This is a genomic window from Micromonospora sp. B9E7 (assembly GCF_039871815.1).
GTDB lineage: Bacteria > Actinomycetota > Actinomycetes > Mycobacteriales > Micromonosporaceae > Micromonospora.
Genome location: NZ_JBDPLX010000005.1, coordinates 64722 through 83719, shown reverse-complemented (window position 1 = coordinate 83719; position 18998 = coordinate 64722). Strand labels below are relative to the sequence as shown.

Annotated in this window: 9 protein-coding genes; 6 read left to right on the top strand and 3 right to left on the bottom strand. The window is 68.3% G+C overall.

The window, feature by feature from the left end:
* Positions 1-17: 17 nt before the first annotated feature.
* Positions 18-1394, top strand: a complete 1377-nt coding sequence (locus tag ABGB10_RS09675; protein WP_347660534.1) for an EsaB/YukD family protein — start codon at positions 18-20, stop codon at positions 1392-1394.
* Positions 1395-1396: 2 nt separating this feature from the next.
* On the opposite strand, the gene ABGB10_RS09670 is transcribed toward ABGB10_RS09675, so the two are convergent.
* A complete protein-coding gene (locus ABGB10_RS09670) occupies positions 1397-2035 on the bottom strand; it encodes a response regulator transcription factor (RefSeq protein ID WP_347660533.1) in 639 nt (212 codons plus the stop codon).
* Between the two features lie 197 nt (positions 2036-2232).
* Between ABGB10_RS09670 and ABGB10_RS09665 the strand changes: the two genes are divergently transcribed.
* The 3 genes from ABGB10_RS09665 to ABGB10_RS09655 are packed head-to-tail and all read left to right on the top strand — an operon-like array spanning position 2233 to position 4601.
* Positions 2233-3921 (top strand): hypothetical protein, encoded by a 1689-nt coding sequence (locus tag ABGB10_RS09665; RefSeq protein ID WP_347660532.1) that lies wholly within the window; start codon positions 2233-2235, stop codon positions 3919-3921.
* 9 nt (positions 3922-3930) lie between these two features.
* Entirely contained in the window at positions 3931-4260 is a 330-nt protein-coding gene (locus tag ABGB10_RS09660; protein WP_347660531.1) for a WXG100 family type VII secretion target, read from the top strand.
* 23 nt (positions 4261-4283) lie between these two features.
* Positions 4284-4601 carry a WXG100 family type VII secretion target gene (locus ABGB10_RS09655; RefSeq protein WP_347660530.1) on the top strand — a complete coding sequence of 106 codons (318 nt, stop codon included), beginning with the start codon at positions 4284-4286 and terminating at the stop codon, positions 4599-4601.
* Between the two features lie 68 nt (positions 4602-4669).
* Here ABGB10_RS09655 and ABGB10_RS09650 read toward each other — a convergent pair whose 3' ends face one another.
* Positions 4670-5320 (bottom strand): hypothetical protein, encoded by a 651-nt coding sequence (locus ABGB10_RS09650; RefSeq protein WP_347660529.1) that lies wholly within the window; start codon positions 5318-5320, stop codon positions 4670-4672.
* A gap of 136 nt (positions 5321-5456) precedes the next feature.
* On the opposite strand from ABGB10_RS09650, the gene ABGB10_RS09645 reads away from it, so the two are divergent.
* The gene (locus ABGB10_RS09645; protein ID WP_347660528.1) at positions 5457-5930 is read left to right on the top strand and encodes a hypothetical protein; all 474 of its coding nucleotides are present in this window, start codon (positions 5457-5459) and stop codon (positions 5928-5930) included.
* Between the two features lie 352 nt (positions 5931-6282).
* Here the strand turns inward: ABGB10_RS09645 and ABGB10_RS09640 are convergent, their stop codons facing one another.
* Positions 6283-6468, bottom strand: coding sequence for a hypothetical protein (locus ABGB10_RS09640; RefSeq protein WP_347660527.1), 186 nt, complete (start codon positions 6466-6468; stop codon positions 6283-6285).
* Between the two features lie 1629 nt (positions 6469-8097).
* Between ABGB10_RS09640 and ABGB10_RS09635 the strand changes: the two genes are divergently transcribed.
* Positions 8098-18972, top strand: a complete 10875-nt coding sequence (locus tag ABGB10_RS09635) for a hypothetical protein (protein WP_347660526.1) — start codon at positions 8098-8100, stop codon at positions 18970-18972.
* The last annotated feature ends 26 nt before the right edge of the window (positions 18973-18998 follow it).

The window sequence follows — 18998 nt, the reverse complement described above, 5'->3', positions numbered from 1 at the left end:
CCCGAAAGGCGTTTTTGATGGCGAACGAGCAGAGCCGCATCACCGTCGTGGGACAGCAGCGCCGGGTCGACATCGCGGTGCCGTCCACCGCACCCATCGGGGAGTACGCGCCGCAGTTGGCGGAGCTGTGCGGGCAGGCCGAGCCGGACATGATGCCGGCCGCCTGGTCCCTGGCCGGCGTCGACGGGCAGGCGTACCCGCTCGACGCCAGCCTCCAAGACCTCGGCGTGGTTGACGGTCAGGTGCTCTACCTGCGCGACGTCACCCAAGAACCCGGCGAGGCGCCCGTGGTCATGGACATCGACGAGGTCGTCGCCGACGCGTCGGCCGCCCAGCGCCGCACCCGGCCGGACGGAGGCCCGGTGGTGCTCTCCTTCGGCCTCGCCTGGCTCGCCGCCGCCGCAGTCCTTATCGGCAGGGCAAGCGGACTGAGCGCGCCGTCCGTCACGGTCGTCGTCCTGGTCCTGGTCGCACTGGCGCTGCTCGGAGTCGCATGGGGTCTACAGCAGAAGCCCAGCACCATGCCCGAGACATTCGTACACCTCGTGGTGCTCGGCACCCTGCCGTGCCTGGCCGTGGCCGGCCTGCTCGTCGGAGGCGGCCTGGGCGGACCGGACTACCGCTGGATCGGCGCCATCGCCGGCGCTAACCTTGCCGCGCTCATGGGACTGGCGCTCGTACCCAGCGTGGTCCCCGCCGCCGTCGAGGTCCAGTTGTTCGTGGCGGCCGTCGTCGCGCTGCTGCTACTCGGCTTGGAAGCCGACCAGAACCAGGCCATGGCCCTCGTCGCCGCCGTTGCCGTGGCCATGCTCGCGGGCGCCCGCCGCACATCGGCGTTGCTGACCTCCTGGGGAGTACGCCGACCCCGTGACCGCAGCGCGGCTGCCGAAGCAACCAGCCAGCTCGTACTCGAGTCGAACCGCTTCCTGGCCGTCGTGGTTGCCGGGCCGACCGTCGCCCTGGCCCTCGCCCTGCCTCCGCTCGCGGTCTCCGGCAAAGCCTTCTCCGTCGCCACGGCGATCGTCATCAGCGCGGCCCTGCTCGCCCGCGCCCGGCAGGCTACCGTCACCAGTGAACTGCTCGCCACCGCCGGCGCCGGTCTCATCGGATTGTTCGCACTGATTGTCGGTGTGAGCCGGGCCGGTACTGCCGACCTACTCGTTGGGGCCCTGCTGCTCGTCACCGGCCTGCTCGTCGTCGGCATCGGGGTGGCCATGGCGTACCTGTTCTCTCCGAAGGACGGACATGCCGATGCGCCGACGGTGCAGGCGCCCCGCAAACGCAGCCGGGCCGAGGTCGTCGGCGTCGTCACCGGGCTCGCCATCGCGCCGCTGACGCTGGGCGTGCTGGGCGTGTTCGAGCACCTGGTCGCGGTCGGCCGCGCGCTGTTCTGAGGTCAGGCGGCGGGGTTGCGGCGAGTACGGGACAGATGACCCATCTCGATGGCCATCCGGGTCAGCTCGGCCTTGTTGCTCACGTTCAACTTGGCGCGGATGCGCTTCGCGTAGGTGTTGACCGTGGCCTGCGACAGGCCCATTCGCGTGGCGATCTGTGCGTGGGTGAAGCCCGACGCGATCCAGCGCAGCGTCTCCACCTCCCGTGGCGCCAGCCCGCTGCGGTCCTCGTCGCTGCGGGTGTTCAGCTCCATCTGGAACTGGCCGATCATGCGCGGGCACAGGTAGAAGCCCTGCTGGGCGGTCACCCGAATAGCCTCCCGCACGTCACGCTGCTCCGCCTGCCGGCTTATGCAACCGCGAGCCCCCGCGCGGATCGTGGCCAGCAGCGACGGGGAACCCTCCCACACCGAACTCACCAGCGGCGCCCCGATCGAGGTCAGCTTGGCCACGTCGTCCAGCGTGGAAGCGGTGACCTGCGGCAGGTCGAGCGCGACGACGTCGTACGACCCGCCGCGGTTGTACAGGTCCCGCAGGGAGCCAACCGCCGCCGCCACCCGCAGCCCCGGGTCGTCCGAGGTCAGCTTCTCGATGCCGGCGCGTGCGATGGGCTGTGCAGCGACGATCGCGACTGAATACACGAGTACCTCCAGGCCCTTTCCCCAGGCAGACCAGGGCGAACGCTTGTAGAACGTGTCACCCATGCCACCGGTTCACGGACTGTCGGATTTCCCAAGAGATCTACCGCACGTCCCTGAACAGAGTATTTCGGTCGTTCCCTTGCCTGCTTCTAGCGTCGCTGGGGGACCACCATCCGACGCCCCTACCAGGAGGCCGAGTGTTGACCGACAAGCTCTCTGACGGGTCGGTTGTCTCGTACGACGATGACGGTCACGTGACGTCGCAGGTGTTGGTGGATGGCACGGTGTTTAGTGCTTTCACTGATGATGGTCCGACGCATGTGGTGTTGCCGGATGGTGGTGGTGTCGCGACGATTGCGTATGCCGCTGGTGGTAGTACGTGGTCGTTTGCTGATGGTTCGCGGGTGTCGTACGACGGTGCGGGTGAGTTGACGTCGCAGGTGTTGGTGGATGGCACGGTGTTTAGTGCTTTCACTGATGATGGTCCGACGCATGTGGTGTTGCCGGATGGTGGTGGTATTGCGACGATCGCGTACGGCGCCAATGGTGGTAGTACCTGGTCGTTTGACGATGGTTCGCGGGTGTCGTACGACGGTGCGGGTCGTGTGACGTCGCAGGTGTCTGAGGACGGCACCGTATTTAGCGGGTTCGACAGTCAGAATCGGCCGACGCATGCGAGTGTGCCGGGCTCCGGTGACGTGACGATCAGTTACGCCGCCAACGGCGGTAGTACCTGGTCGTTCGACAACGGAACGCGCGTCGAGCGGGACGCCGCCGGCACGATAACCCGTGAGACCACGTCCGACGGCATCGTCTTCGACCGGTTCGATTCCAGCGGTAGGCCCATCCACGGCAGTGTCCCGGGAGGGGACGGTCAACCTCCGCAGACAGTTTCCATCGCCTACCAGCCGAACGGCACGTCCACGTGGACGTACCAGCATGCTGGCGGCGCCACAACGATGACGCTGACCCGGGACGCCTCCGGCAAGCCGCTCAGCATGGTCCAGGGCGACTGGACGTTCACGAATTTCGACGGTGAGGGGCGGCCGACCGCAGGCCATGGGCCGAACGGTGACGTCACCATTAGGTACGGGGACCACGGCAGCAGCACTTGGACGTTCACCGACGAAAACAATGCTCGCACCATCATCGAACGGGACGCGAGCGGTAACCCGATCAGGATGGTGTCCGACGGCTGGACGTACACCAATTTCGACAACCAAGGCCGACCACTTGTCGGGCATGGGCCGGGCGAACACGGTGGCCCCAGGCAAACGGTCACCATTACCTACGGCGATGACGGTTCCAGCGTGTGGAAGTACGGCAATGGCATGGTCATCACGAGGTCCGGAAGCGGTGAGGTGACCTCCCTGGTTGTCGATGGTTGGACGTACACCAAATTCGACGCTCAAGGTCGGCCGACGTACGCCACCAAGGACGGCAAGCACATCTCCATCTCGTACCAGGGTGACTGGGTCGTGACGACCTATCCGGACGGCACGAAGATCGGAACTGATTCCCATGGCCGCCCGATCTTTCAGATCAACCCGGACGGTACCGGGTTCGAATTCCGGACGGAAATCCCGAAACTGCTCAAGGCGAAGAATGTGGTGGCGGCGCAAGCCGCTCTTCTGGACGGCCATCTCGCGGCCCTGAAGACGCAGACGGAAAATATTTTCGACGCTTGGCAGAGCCCCGCCGGGCGACGGTACGAGGGAATCGTCGTGCGAATTACCAAAATCAGCGACGACGTGCAGAGTGTCCTCAACGACTCGGTTGTCGCGCTCGGGCGCGCCTACGATCAGTATGTGGCTGCCGAAGGCGGCAACCTCGACAACCTGACGCCGGTTCACTTTAGTTCTGACGGGTCAGCCACACCTCGGTGAAATTGAAGGGTGGAGAAAGTGCAACAAGTCCAGGTAACCCCCCAGATGGTGACGGACGCGGCTGCCAGCTGCGATTCCACAAATGCCGAGATCGACGCGGAGCTTGCCTCGATCAGGTCTTTTGTGGTCAATCTTCAGGCACAGTGGCGCGGCGTTGCCTCCGACCAGTTCAGCGCGCTGATGACCGACTTCGACATCTACGGACGGATGCTGCACAACGCCCTCAGCGACATCTCCAGTGGCTTGCGTGGCAATGCCGTCAACTACGTCGACACCGAAATTTCCAACATCAACAGCCTGGTCCACGTCAACGGTGACATTCCCGGCGCTCGGCTCTGACCCCCGACATCAAGGAGTACGTCATGGGTGATCCTTCGAACAGCAACCTTTGGGTGCCGCTGGAACTGGAGGCAGCAGGTGGGCAGCTCAACGGTAAAGCGGCCGAGATCGTCGGCCAGCTCGAGGCGCTGAAGAGCAAGCTCCTGCCGCTCTCCGAGACATGGCAGGGCGATGCCAAGAGTTACTACGAGGGCCTTCAGGGTGAGTGGAACCTCGCGGCCGATGGGCTGTTCGGGCCGGAGGGAGTCCTCGGACTGATCGCCTCGGCGCTCAACCTGAGCTGGAACAACTACTCGGAGTGCGAGTGGACGAACCTCCGGACCTGGAGGCCGCAGGGCTGAGCACGATTGGCGTCGAGGGGGCGGTGTCGTCAGGCCGGCACCGCCCCCTGCCAGTTGATGGATCCGGCTTAGTCTGGGTTCGGGGCCCAGGAGGCGCGATCGGCCCCGGCGTACATCTGACCGGCGTCGTTGAGCTTCCCGATAAACGTGCCAACTAGATGGATAGCGCTGGCGCAGCCCTGGAGTATGTGATGCTGGGCTTGTACGAGCTTCGCGTTCTCCGCCGGAGCGCTGTTCTTGCCGTCGGCGTAAGTGCCTGCCGGAACGTCAAACGGGTTGTAGTTGGTGCCGTCGCTCGACGCGAGGTGATCATCATCGTGGTAGTACGGAATCAGATCATCGGGGCTGTCGGTAAAGTAGATCCATGACTCCTTGCTGACCACCTCGTCGCGAAATGCCTCAAACAGCGCGATCTGACTTGATGCCTCCCGCAGGAGCGTCTGCTCAGCGGAATAGACCGTGTCCAGATGAACCGTGAAGGTGCCCATGAACGGCTCCCCTGGATCAAGCGGGACCTTGTCCTCGTCGACCAGGACGCCCTTGTCATTGGTCGGGCGACCGTACGAATCCATGTAGCCGCCCTTGCCGTCCGATTGGACATCGGGTGGCTCCGGCTCGAACTTCGACGGGTCGGTGTAGTTGCCAGTGTCGCCGTTTATCGTCTTGGCGTCTGCCCAGGTCTGGGTCAGATCAACGACGCCCGCTCCCTCGTTGGCCATACCCGACTCTTACGGGTACACGAGGAAACTAGCAACGTCCTCGTTGAGGTGACCCGCTGTTCCCAAACGAGGCCGTGTCGCCGATCCACGCAGCTCAGTAGCTTGAACCCTGGTACCCGGTAACCGAGGAGTAGCCATGACGGTCCCCTTCCCGTCGGACGCCCCAACGTCCTACGAGGACACCACAAAGGCGATCTACGTGAGGCCGCGCTCCATGTATCACTCCGCGCACGTCTTGATGAAGGCCGAGGTCGACGCAATCATTCAGTGTTGGAATACGATCGGCACTGAATGGAAGGGTTTGCAGCTCAGCTGGGTTGGGGATTCCGCTGCGGCTGCTGAAGCTTTCAATGAGCGCCTCGACAGGGTGCAGACCGAACTGTTCGGAGAAGCCGCGGGCGACGGGAAGGCCGGTAAGCCGGGCATCGTCGGTCTGATCCGATTGGTCGCGCTTCATGCGGCCAGCAACTACGACAACGCCGAGCACAGCGTGTGGCATATGTTCGAGTCTTTGACTGAGGCGTTGGGTAAGGCCGGCGAGGCGAACGACGGGAAGCGGCCGGAGGACTCGCTCTACAACCCGATCCAGATCACGTACGGCGACGCCTGATTCGATCCCCGTGACCGATTATTCTCCCGACTTCTCTGACATCCCCGAGAGTGTCCCGGACACCGCCAAGCTTCGTGAACTCGCCGCTAAATGGGCTGAGCAGGCCGGCCGCTTGGAGCACTATGCCGACCTTGTGCGGTCCACTGTGGACGGGATGTTGTGGGAAGGTCAGGCCCACGAAGCCATGCGCCGGGCCTCCGACGGAGTTGTCGAGGAGGTCCACAAGGCTGCGTACGCGGCCCGTGAGTGGTCGGGCGCGCTCAATACGCTGGCCACTAGCTGGGACGAGTTGCTGAGGCAGAGGCGGCTTCAAGCGATCCTGGAGGCCGTTCTCGGCGTGTTTGGGGTCCTTCTACTCGCGGCGACGGTCGTCCTCGGCCCGATCCTCGCTGCGGTCGCCGACATTCTGATCGGAATGACGAGCCTTAGCGGCTTGGCCCGAACCGTCGCCACCCTCTTGCTCGACATCACCCTCGGTGTCCTGGTGTACGGAGGAGCGCAACTCGTCTTCGACCTGACCGCCGGGGGAATCGCCCACGCCGCAGTCCCGGGCAGTGGGCGTTTCAAGCCCACGGCTTGGGAGGCGCTCAGCGTCGGTCTGGCTGGCTTGATGGGCGGTCTCGGTTCCATCCGTGGCGTGTCGGGCATCTTCCGGGGTGGGCCCAAGGGTGGTGCGGGCAGTGTCGTCGACGTACCCGTCATGCCCCCCTCCTCCTCCCGGGGCATCACCACGGTCACGGAGACCGGCGAAGCCGTCCGTCCGGGTGGTGGTTCACCTCTGTCGGCGACGCCGCACCTCGACGCTGCCGCCGGCGGCCCGAGGGTGGGAACCCAAGGAGCCGCTACTCCTCCGGGAGGAATCGGCGGCCAAGGGCCGCTGTCCAGTATCCGGATCGCTGCGGGTACTGAGCGTCCGTTCGATGCTGCGGGCGGCGCGTTGGGTGGGCGGGGTCCCGCCTCAATCGACAGAGTGCCGGGGGTCTCCGCTGACGGCAGCGTGCCGGGGGTTCCGGGACCTCCGCGGGCCGCCCTGGACGGCCCTTCGACGAGCGGGCCGGGCGTGCCTCGGGTTGGTGTGGATGGGCCTCCGGGGGTGGGGGCTGGTGGTGTGCGGGTTGGTGTGGATGGGCCTCCGGGGGTGGGGGCTGGTGGTGTGCGGGCTGATGTGGACGGACCCGCAACGGCCGGCCCTGGCAGCCTTCGAGCGGGTGCTCCGGAGGTTTCGTCGGGTGCCCGGGTCCCCGCTGCCGTTGAACGGCCGCTGGACGGGTCGGCTGGCGGCGTGTCAGGTACGCGGGGCGGTGTCGTACCCGAGAGGGGCCCGGGGGCTCCACAGGCGGTGACCGCAGATGCGCCGTCGACCGTGGTCCGCAACCCGACCCGCGGGCCAACCGGGGACCAGGTGGGTGCTCCGGTGACTGGTCGCGCTGTTCTGGATGGACCGCCGGCTGCGGGTTCAGGTGGTGCACGAGTGGGCATTCCGGATGCTGCCTCGGCGCCGCACGGGACTCAGCCAACCGGAGTCCCGGCGCGGGAGGCGGGACCAGCGGCCAAGACGGGGACGGGCAAGGTCGGCGAGCCGCCGCGTACTGCCGCCGACGGGGAGGCGCCGACGTCTATCTCCTCGTCCAGCGGCCGGGCCCTGGGTAGGGCCGACGAGGTGAGGGATTCGCCACCTCCCGAAACGGCGATCGCCGGGCCGAGCACCGCTGCCAGCCCACACGCGGTCGGCGCACCTCCCACGTTGCCGCGGGCCGCAGTGGGGCAGGGCGAACCGCCCACCACGATCACCGTCGCGGCGGCCGACGCGCTCAAGGTGCCGCGCGCCGACCCGTACCTGCCCGGCAAACTCCCGGCGGTCTCGGCTCCGGTGCCCAGGGTCCCGGCTTCGTCGGCGGCTTCCGAGTCGTTCTCGGCGGCTGGTGTGGGTACTCGGGAAGTCGCCCCCCCGGCTGCGACGGGTGCCGCTTCGCGGGCGACGGATGGTGCGCCCGTGACGTCGGGTACGAGGTCAGGGGTGCCGGGCGCAGCACCTCGGTCGCCGGAAGTCGGTCGCCCGGCCGGTGCCGAACCGGTCCGAAGCGCTCCGATCGATCGATCCGGGATCCGGTCCGACGCGGGTGGTGCGCGTCCGACCCGTGGGGAGTTGGACACGGTCGCCCGCAATATGTCCGACCGGCACACGGAACTCGTCTCCGCCCGGGCCGAGCGGGCCGAGCGGATTCCCGATCCGAAGGAGGCTGCGGCGGCGCGGCGGGCCATGACGATCGCCGAAGCACGTGAGCAGTTCCGGTCATTGGTCCGCGAGGGCATGGCCGCGCAATTCGGGCCACATGCCGGTGGAATGGCCAGGCAGAATCGGCAGACACTGGAGCGCTTCGCCGCGTTCTTCGCGGGCGAGGCCGGAGTGGCCAAGGAGCTTCCGGCCATCCGGGCGATGATCGGCGGGGACTTCTCTACGACGGTTCTGGGCGAGATGGCCGGAGCGGTCAAGACCGTGGCGGCCGACATCGTCAAGCGCGCCGGACTTCCCGCCGCCAGGTTCGACCCCGTGGTCAGTCGCCTGGGCAGTACCAACCGTGCCGAGTTCGCGCGGGCGATGGATGATTTCCGCATCGCCATTCGGGACCACCGGACCGAACAGGCACGCGGCGGGCGGTACAACGCCGAAGCCGACCGACCGACCACCCTCGACCAGGGGCGGACCCTGTTCGACGCCGACGCGAAGGCGACTGCCGCCCGAGACGCCCGGGCTGCGGCAGGCGAGCGGAACGATCCGCAGTCCACGAGTGCGGCTGACGACGCGGCCCAGGCCAGGCGGGAGGCGGAGACCGAGGCACGGAACTGGGCCGCCACCCGGGACAAGGAGTTCACCACCCTCAGCAAGAGCCTCGGCAAACAGTTCGCCGATGAGCGTTACGCGACGGCTTACGTGCAGCAGCAGCGGGAGCAGCTCGTCGAGTACCGGCCGGGGCAGCACCCGGAAACGGCACTGGGTGACGCGGTGGCGCACATAGACCGGCGGTGGGAAGCGGCTATTCGCAGTGCGTCCGCCGTTCAACGCTTTCGCCCGGACGCGGACGCGGCGTTCAACGCCGAGGCGCTGGCCACGAGGAACATCGCCGGTTCGACCAAGATGGCCGGGGTAGCTCGGCTGAGGTCACTGGAATCGTTGCCCGAGAAGGAGGCAGCCCAGTGGCGAGCGTCGTTCCGTAACGACGTGGACAACGAGTTCGAGCGTGTCTGGCGGCCCGTCTACGAAGCGGGTCACGGACCCGGCAGCGCCCGGTTCCAGGCCACCGAGGAGGTCTGGAAAACCCGCTTCCAGGGCATGCGCGAGCAGTTGCGGGTGCGCGGTTTCGTGTACCACGAGATGCAACGGTTGATGGACGACATCGCGGAGGCCAGGGCCGATCTCGCCTTCCGCGGTGGCTCTGCCGGCGACGTCACCCGGGCGCTTCAGGTGATCAGCGAGAAATACCACACCGAGATCGGTGACCTGGTACGCGGGATCGGCCGCCGAGGCCCGGACCTGACTAGGTGGGACGATCTGGCGGTTCGGATGCAGACCGAGGTACGCCGGGCGTTCACGCCCGAGGCGACCGCCGGACGTCGACCTGCTGAAACCGAGCGGATCGGTGGCGACCCGTTCACCGACCAACGACCCGTGCCCGACGGTCCGCCGGCGTCCGCGCTACACCCTGACCTGGTCGGCGTACGCGACCAGGCGTTCCGGGACTTTGCCGGCCTGGATCCGTTGTCGCAGGCGAAGCTGCCGAAGGCCATGCTCGACCGGCTTGAGGCGACGTACGTCCACGAGCGGCTGACCGCGTACGACGGGATCATGCGCGGTGGGGATACCCGCGTCTCCGCCGATGTCCTGCATGACCTACGAGTCGAGGCCCGGCCTTCGGCTGCCGAGCCGGGGGCCTCGTCCAGGCGTCACGCGCCGGCCTCGTGGAGCGAGCATCGCCGGCAGATCAGCGAACTGTTGCACGGTCGCGGCTTGGCGGTGAGCCCGACTCCCGGCGGCCTTGTGGTGCACCTCGACGCGGGCCAGGCGGTCGCGGACAGCGCCGTCGTACAGGCCGCGCGAGGGTTGGGCGAACTGCCCGACGGCCTCCGGATCGTGGCTGGCCCGGGCGTACGGCCCGACGTGGACCTGACCGGCCTGGGCCCACTGGCCCGGGAAGGCGTGGTGCTGTACGCGCCGTTCCTCGACGACAGCGTGCTGGTGGAGGTCGCGCAGACCACCCGGTTGACCGTCGCCTTCCGGGCCCGTCCAACACCCAGCGAAGCCGCCGCCTATCCGGTGGACGGCAACGGCATGGCCACCCTGCAACACCTCGCCGTCGAATGGCGTTCGGGGGTGCCGGCCGGTGCCCCGTTCGGGCTGACCCCCACTGCCCGGCCCGGTCTGTACCGGCTCAGCGAGGGCTGGATGCTCGAGTCGCACTCGTGGGGCGTGTGGGCCCGTCCTCCAGAGGTGGCGGTTTACGACGCGTTCCGTACCCGGCTCGGTGAATTCAGCGGCGACACACCCGTGGTGGTGGGTGCGTCCCGGGTCGAAGTCCCGGACGCCGTGGCCAGGGAGATCCATCACCTGGCGGAGCGGATGCCGGTGGGCGGCCGGTCCGGCATCACCTGGCTCAGTCGTCCGAGGGCCGGTGAGGCCACCCCGGACCTGGCCGACAATCCCGCTGACCCGACCACCGCGGCCCGCACGCAGAGGTACGGGGAAGCATTCGATCTCGCCGAGACCCAGCGGCTGGTGCGGGAGCAGGCCCGCCGCGACTTCAGGTCGCTTGAGCGGAACGTGGACCTGTCGTCCTCGACAATCATGGACAAGCTGCTGCAGGCGTACGAGCTGGACGCCGAGGCGCTCATCGGCAAATTCCTGGGCGGCCGCGACGGTTGGCACGGACATTCCGACATCGCCGGCTTCACCCGTGGGTACGACGAACTCCGGTCTGCGCTACCGGGACGTCTCGAGGCGCAGGTGCGCTGGGAGGGACGGATCGGCGAGGTGCGCCGATCCGTCGAGGAGGCATTCCAAGGCGACGCGGGCCTGCGTGACCGTGCCGAGCTGTTTCCGCAGACCGGTCGGGCGGAGATGGATGATCACATCAAAGCGTTCTGGGAACGCTTCTCCGTCACGGCTGGCAAAACGATCGACGACCTGGCCAAGGGTAGCCCGCGTGGGGATCTGGCGGCTGTGGTCGACGCCCGGATCGACAACCTCGCGCGGGACGCTCGCCTGCACGTCGACGCGTACCTGACGGGTGAATCGGCGCTGGTGAGCGGGCTCACGCGGAGCCGCGCGATCGGCATCGAATTGCGACCCAGTGGCGATGCCGTGGCCGACGAGATCGCCTCTACGCTGTCCGGTCAGATCCGACATGTCTGGGACAAGGTGTTCGGGCCGGACGGCGCGTTCGGCGTGGAGCGATGGAAACCGGGATCCGTCTTCGCCGAATCCCCGGAGGCGCGGCAGCTGGAAGATGTCCTCGCCCCGGAGCACGTGACGGCCGTCGAGAAGCGGGTGCGGGACGCCTTCGAATCGCTGCTTCGCCGTGCCCCGGACATTGAGGGCTCGGCCAGCCTGCCCGCTCGTCTCGCCGCCGCCCACCACGCGTCGGCTCGGTTCGAGCAGGTCGCTGCCGCCCGGGCCGAGGCTAGGGAGGCCGCCGGGCTGCGACCCGATATGACCGCGCAGCAGTTGGCGGAATTCCACGACGATCTGCTCGCCCGGGTGGACGACCTCCTGCACAGAGGCGGTCGGCGCGACGCCGGGGACGGCGACGAGCCGCACGACGGGGACGGCGACGGGTCGTATGACGTGCACGGCGACCGGCCGCACGGCGGGGAATCCCCCGCCGAGGTGACGGCGCGGTTCGACGAGTTGATCGGCGAGCGTCTCGCCACCGACCTGGACACGTTTGCCGAGCCGCAGTTGCTGCGTTTTACCCGGGACGACCTCAGGCTGAGTCTCGACGACGTAGCGGGCCCTCTCGACAGCGCAAGCATCGACCGGGTCGCCAAAAAGCTCGCCGTCGACCTCCGACGCGCCTTCGACGAGATCTCTCCCTCGGGCTCCTCGCCCCTGGAAGGGAACGATGCGTGGGCACGGAAGGTGGGCGAGTTCCGCGCGGGCCTGCCGCGTCGGGTGGAGGCCGAGCTCGATTCGCTGACCAACCTGACGAGCGCAGCGAAGGAGTTCCACTTCATCGAGCGGGCCGCAGCCGCCCGGTCTGGCGCTCCGCTACGGTCCGACCTCGTCAGCGACCTGGCTACCGCGCATCGCGTCGACTTCATGGCCGCCCGCGACCGCAACCTGCTGAGCGCCCCCGAACGGACCACGTGGCTCGGCCACGAGAGGGTCAATGGAGACCGGTACGGCAGCCACCTCGCTGACGTGCGGCATGGGTCTTTCACCGCCGACCTTAAGTGGCGTTTCGACGCCGATCTGCGTGCCGCGGTGGACCGCGTCGTCGCAGGGGGAATCAGGCGGGCCGAACCCGAGACGGCTGCCGAGGCCCTCCGGCGATCCTTCGCCGACGAATTGCACGACGCGCGATACAGCGAGACCTTCACCGCCAGGTTGGAAAAGCGTTACCAGAGCCTGAGCGATTCGATCGACGCCCAACTGACGGTCGCCATGATGGAACGACGGATCAAGGGCATCACCGACGAATTCCTCACGCGGTATGCCGCCAATCACCCCGAGACGGAACTGCGACGCCTTGGCGAGGCGGTCACCAAGGAGTTCGGCGTGGTGCTGCGGGGACGCAGCGGACACCTACCGCCCTCCCTCGGCGTAGCGGAGCAGAAGGCGCTGCTGCGGGAGATCGCCCCGCAGGTAGAGGCCGAGGTTAGCCGGCTGCTCGGCAGGGAGGGAATCAGCGAGCCGGTCCGTAACCTTGTGAAGGACACGGTGTTCCGGGTGCGCCGCAAGCTGTCGAACGCCGCGTTGGCCCCGGTGGATGCCGGCTTTGCGGGCGAGCTGAAGCATCTCGTCACGCGCCTTGACGACTCGATCGCGGAGGCGTTGAGTCGACCGACGCCCGCCCTCACCGACGCCACCCGGGCCACCTCCGCTGCCACCGTGCGGTCGGAGGTGCTCGCGGAGCTGAAGGTGCTGCACCAGCGGAACTGGGACTTCGACCGGAGCTCCTTCGCCGGCCGGTTCAACGAGACGCTGAGTGGAATCGGCCGGAGAATCGACTCGCATCCGCTGCGTCAGGAGACCGAGCAATTTCTCGCCGTCAACCTGGAGCGCGACGTGCCAGCGGCGCTCGTTGGCCTGGCCCGCAACTCGGTCAGCGGGAATGCGTTGGAGGCGGCGGCAAGAGCCTTTACGAGCGCGGTGACCGAAGAGTTCGAGAGGACGGCGTCCCGCACCGCGTTCACCCTCGCCGACGTGAACCACTGGAGCGCCCGGTACCACCAGCTGATCTCGTCGTTCGACTCCTGGGTGACCACTTACCTGGTCAGCCAGCAGGTCGAGGGACTCATAACCCAGACCGTCAGAGCAACGCCGGCTACCCATCTCGGGGACGGTGTGACTGGGCTGGCTCGGCTCGAGCAGCGGCTCCGGCAGGCGGCCACGCAAACTCTCGCGCCGTACCTGACCATGTCGGGGCACGGGATCCTGCCGCCCTCAGTCGGTGTCGAGGAACAGGTGACGCTCGCCCGTGAGGTTGCCGCCCGGCTTGACGAGGTGGCCGTCGAAGAAGGCGTGGCTCGACTCGGGGATCGGCTCGTTCAGTCGCTGCGGCAGAATCCCGTGGCCGCCCGGCCCGGGGCGGGACTGGCCGCCGAGCGCGAGGCGCTGGCTCTCCAGGTCGACGAGCGCCTGCAGGACATCCTCATGGCGTACGAGCCGGGTACACCGGTGCAGGGGGCCCGCGCGCTGCTCATCGAGCGGGTGCAAGATCGCTTCGACTCGACGGCCAAGACCGGGTGGGCGTTCAACCGGGACCTGTTGGCTAGCCAGGTGGCCGCCGACCTGGCCGATGCCGACACCTTCGTGGCAGCGTACGTGCGTCGGTTCGCTGACCGGGCCGCGCTGCCATCTGTCGTACAGGGTCGCCTTGCCGAGGCGTTGCCTGGCCTTTCGCACCTGTCGATGACTGCCGCTGACACCGCCACTGCCACCGCGAGGTTCACGACCGAGGTCGTGCGGGAGTTCGACCGTACCCACCGGGTGGGCCAGCCGTACGGCGAACAGGAAGCCGCGGACTGGCACGCCCGCCTGGAGGGCATGGTTGATCGCCTCGAATCCTGGCTCGTCGCCCACCGGGTTGGCGCCCGTGCCGTCCAGGCGGTTGGGCAGGCCGAGCGGGACGGGGTGCGCCAGGCGCTGCAGCCGTACCTCCGACTCTCCTCGCCGTCCCCGTTGCCGACCTCGATGGGGCCGCGCGAACAGGAGGTGGTGGGCCGGGCCCTGCTTGCCGACGCGACGTCGACGGTCCGCGACGCGTTCGCCGGGAACCTGCTCACGACACCGGTGCCGACCCGGCCCGGGCCCCACTTCGCCGCCCGGCGCGCCCAGATCGAAGAGCGCCTGGACGCCAGGCTCGCCGAGGTGAAGGCCACAATCCAGGACCAGGCCAGACACCTCGGTACGGAGGCCGGCCAAGAGCTCGAGGGCAGCGGTCCGTTCGGCATCAGCGCGCCGGACGGCGACGTTCTACGGCACCTCGACGGCGCAATCGCGCAATACCGGAGGGAGGTCCTGGACGGCGTCGACGCCGGGTTCGCGCAGGAGATGGTCGCACCCGACATCAACGTCACCCTGCAGCTCGCCACCGCGACGAACGCGGTGACGCGACGAATGGTCCGGGCGTACGCGGTGGCCGAGTTGGAGGGCGACCTCGCCACCGACATCGTCGGCCCTGCCGCCGGGGCGTTCCGTGCGGCCGTTCTCACGCGGGTCACCGCGAGCGTTCCGGTCGGGGACGAATTCGGCCCGGAGCAGCAGGAGGAATGGCGGCGGGAGTACCGGCGGCTCATCGACCGTTCCCAGGCGTGGCAGACGATTCGGGTGCTGGCCGATCGGGCTATCGCGCTCGCACCCGGGTCGGTCTGGCGATCGAAGGGGTGGCTCGAGCGGTCTGGGGAGGCGATCGAAAAGGTTGTCGCGCCGTATCTCGATCTCAAGGACGAGATCCGGCCGGCGCGGTCACTCGGCCGGCCCGAGCAGAGACGCCTGGCCGAGGCACTTGCCAGGGTCATGCCAGAGCAGGCCGGCGCACGGTTGCGGGCCTCGGTGAATCTCGTGCCGGTGGGAGCCGACCGGGCCTGGGCCGGTTCGTACTTCCCGGTCGACTTCGATGCCGAGCTGGGCCAGCTGAGACGGCGGCTGTCGCGCGAGGTTCCCGGGACGGACGCGGCGACCGAGGCATTCCGGGCGGACCAGCTCACTCGTTTCCAGGAGGCGAACGAGGCGGACTGGAATTTCGACCGCGCCGCCTGGGACACCGAACTCACCCAACGGCTCGACGCCAGGGACGACTGGATCAGCTCCTGGGAGCGCAGAGCCGAGGCGCGGACGCAGTTCGGCGTCAACCTTGACCTCGCCCTGAACGCCGCACTCGGGAGACTGCCCGCCGCGGAGGCCTTGACGAGGGCCTCCAACAGGTTCTACCGCGACGCCGTCCGCGAGTTCGATGAGACCTACCCGGTCGGGGCTCCCTTCGCTCTCGAGCAGGACGACGAGTGGCGGCAGATGCTCGATCAATTGACCAGCCGCATCGGCGGCTGGCTCACTGTGCGGCAGATCCGCGACCGGGTCAGCAACCGCATCGACAGGGCGGTCATCGACGCCCATGGTCCCCTCGCGGCCAACCATCCGATGTGGGAGATTGCCGATCGGATGATCGAACAGGTCGAGCTTGCGGCAACCAGACACCTCGACCTGCGATCGACCCGGTACCTGCCGGCCGTACTCAGCCCGCAGGAGCAGGCCGCGTTCGCCGCTCATCTGACGCGACGCCTCAGTCGGGAGGACGCCGAAAGCATCGGGCTGAAGGACGACCCAGGCGATGCTGCCCGGCGGTGGCTCGAGACCGATCCGGTCGCCGTGCCGACCGGCGACGATCACGCGGCCCGGCGGGCACGGCTCCAGGATCGTCTGGACCAGCTCTCCGGCAATCCCGAAGCTGTGGCGGCGCATCGGGGGGTCGTGCTGCGTGACTTCGACGAGGCACACGCACGGTGGTGGGACCTCGAGGTCGACACCTGGCCCGATCGACTCGCCACCCGGCTGCAGGACGCTCCGGCCTGGATGGAAGCGTTCACGAGGCGGCTCGATGCCAGGTCCGGGATCGAGGACGCGCTGCGCCCGCGTCTGGACGAGGCGACGGCGCGGTCGGGGTTGACCGCGGACGAGGCCGTCGAGGCCGGTGCGGCTTTCGTCACGATGGTGGTCAGAGATTTCGACCGCAGATTCCCCCGTGCCGGTGAGTTCGGGGAGGCCGAGCGGACGTGGTGGGCTGGGCAGATCGAGACGCTGCGGTCTCGTGTGGACGCCTGGGTCGCTGTTCGGACCGTCGCCCTTCGGGCGCGGGATGTCGTGCCGACCGTGGAGGCAGGCACGGTGAACGAGGTGCTGCGGCCGTACCTCGCAACGACCATGATCGGAACGTTGCCCGCTGTGTTCGGTCCTGCCGAGCGTGACGCGCTCATCGATCGGGTCGTTCCGCTGGTCGTGCGCGGCGCGGATGCCACGGTTGTCGAGTCGTTCCGCAGTCGGGTACCAGCTCAGCAGGGGGTGGGCTTCGAGGCCGAGCGCGCGGCCCTGAACGACCGCCTGTCGGAGGTCCTGCGGACCCGACAGGCGGATTCCGAGACGGCCGCGGCCGACGCAGCCGCGTCCGAGGCGTTCCGGGCACATGTCCTGTCTCGGTTCGACTCGAGGTTCGTCCGCGACTGGAACTACGACCGGGATGTCTGGCAGCAGGAGTACGACCGGACCATCGGCGAGATGGCGTCGTGGCTCGACAACTGGGCGGCGGGCAACCGGCTGCGGAGCATGGACCGTGACGCGTTGATCCGCGTACTCGACGAGAAGGAGGCCGACTCGCCGGTCCGGGAGGAGATCCTCGCGGCCTTTGATCAGCATTACGCGCAGCACGTCGGCTCTGCGCGCTCCGTCGGTGTCGCCCGAGTGCGCTGGCGGGCCCGGCAGGCACGCATCATCGACGGCTTGAACGAGCACCGGCGGCGCACGGAGCTGACCGAGAGGTTGACCGACCAGATTCACCGCGAGGTGCTCGACCATCGCACGCTCTGGCAGGACGTGGGCGTCGTCAGCTGGGAACTCGACCAGCTCACCGAGCTCGGTGATCGTCTGGTGACGGGACTTGGCGCGGCACGGTTGGCCGGGCCGCTTCCCGATCAGCAGTCCTCGTATCCGGTCGCGGACCTCACCGAACAACTCGACCGCGCGGTCGGAACCTGGGCCGACGGGGACCGGATCAGCCCGCACGTGCGTACGCTTGCCGCGAGGCTGCGTGCGGTGTTGATCGGCGAGGTGCGCGACGCGCTGAGCGGACCCGGATCGGCACAGCAACCAACGGCGCCGGCCGTCTCGCGGCTGATCGCGCCCGACTTCGCCGACGGCTTCCGACGCCTGGTGCTGGGGGTGCACATCGGGCCGCTCCAGGCGCACCACCTGGAGATGGCGGAGCAGTTCGCCCGCGAGGCGGCGAAGATCTTCCACCGTCGGGCCGGCGCCGCGTCGGAGGCCAAAGCACGCGGCCTGTACCAGGACCTGATCCAGCGGTATCGAGAACAGGAGCCCTACCACGAGAGGATCGTCGCGTTCCGCCGGGAAGCCGGGGACGTGGCCGCGTTGCGCGAGCGGCTGGACGTGAGCAATCCGCAGCTCGTCAACCAGGTGGTCGCGGAGTTCGAGCAGGCCGTCAGCCGGCTGGTCGACCAGGCGTGGGGCGCTGCCCAGTACGAGCTCTATCGCCTCGACGCCGCCGTCGACATCTTCAAGCAGTATCACCGGATGCTCCTCGACGCCGCCAACAAGCGGATGACCGAGATCCGCGAGGCGGAGGCGTCGCGGGCGCGCGCCAACGAGCTGATCACGGCGCAACTGCGGGACTTCGAGAGCGAGCACGGGGAGCTCGACTCGCAGGCGCGGATGATCGCCCGGTTCGCCGCGCAGACCCACGTGGTGCCGGCGCATGGCGATCTCGGCGCTGAGGCGGTGCAGGCGCTGCACGGGCTGTTCCGCCTTGCCGGCGTGTACAGCCGGTTCGTGGCCGACCTGCCGGCTGGCACCCCAGAGGCCGTGCGGCGGGTAGGGAGGGATGCGTACATCCGGCAGCTCGGCGAGCCCAACGACGCGGCGGACCACCTCGCTGAGATGCTGACGGCGCTCGCTGACCAGGCCCGCCGACGGGCGAGCGTCGAGGAGCGGCTGGCCGCGGTGACGTCCGACCCGGCCCGGCTCAGCGCGGCGCTCGGGCCGGTGCTGGCGAACGAGGAGCGGACGGCCCTCGAAGGCTTCCTTCGCGCACGGGTGGACGAGGCCGGCACGCATCTCGCCGACGACGTCCGCGCTCGGACCAGCACTGCCCGCTATGCGCCGGCTCACGTCGACGCCGCGCTCGGCCAGCTCGACGCAGATCTGAATCGGGCCGCCCAGCGCTGGGCGGACAACGAGGCACTGCGGGCGCTGGCGAGGATCCCCGTGGGACGCGACTTCCTGCGCGAGCCGGGGACCGACGGGCTTGATGACATCCTGTCGGCCCTCGCCCGGGACGCCAGTCCGCAGGCACTGGCCAGCCTGCCGTACCTGCTTGCCGCGCTGCCCTCGATGGGGGCTGAGTCTGCTGCGGTGCGCGAACTCCTGACCGATGTCGGTCAGTTCCTGGAAGGCGACGCCGACGCATACGGCAGGGCCTTCGAGCGGGCCGCCGACGTGCGCGTACGGTCGCGCTCCGCGCTCATGGAGTTCGTCATGGCGCTGCACGTCCTGAATCCCGAGCTGGTCGCACTGGGTAACCGAATTATGGACTGTTAGTCACCGGCGGACGTCGGTGTCCCTCA

Bases quoted from the DNA above. Each gene is read 5' to 3' on its own strand.
- ABGB10_RS09675 (WP_347660534.1), top strand. From the start codon at position 18: ATGGCGAACGAGCAGAGCCGCATCACCGTCGTGGGACAGCAGCGCCGG.
- ABGB10_RS09655 (WP_347660530.1), top strand. From the start codon at position 4,284: ATGGGTGATCCTTCGAACAGCAACCTTTGGGTGCCGCTGGAACTGGAG.
- ABGB10_RS09650 (WP_347660529.1), bottom strand. From the start codon at position 5,320: ATGGCCAACGAGGGAGCGGGCGTCGTTGATCTGACCCAGACCTGGGCA.
- ABGB10_RS09645 (WP_347660528.1), top strand. From the start codon at position 5,457: ATGACGGTCCCCTTCCCGTCGGACGCCCCAACGTCCTACGAGGACACC.
- ABGB10_RS09635 (WP_347660526.1), top strand. From the start codon at position 8,098: ATGTCCGACCGGCACACGGAACTCGTCTCCGCCCGGGCCGAGCGGGCC.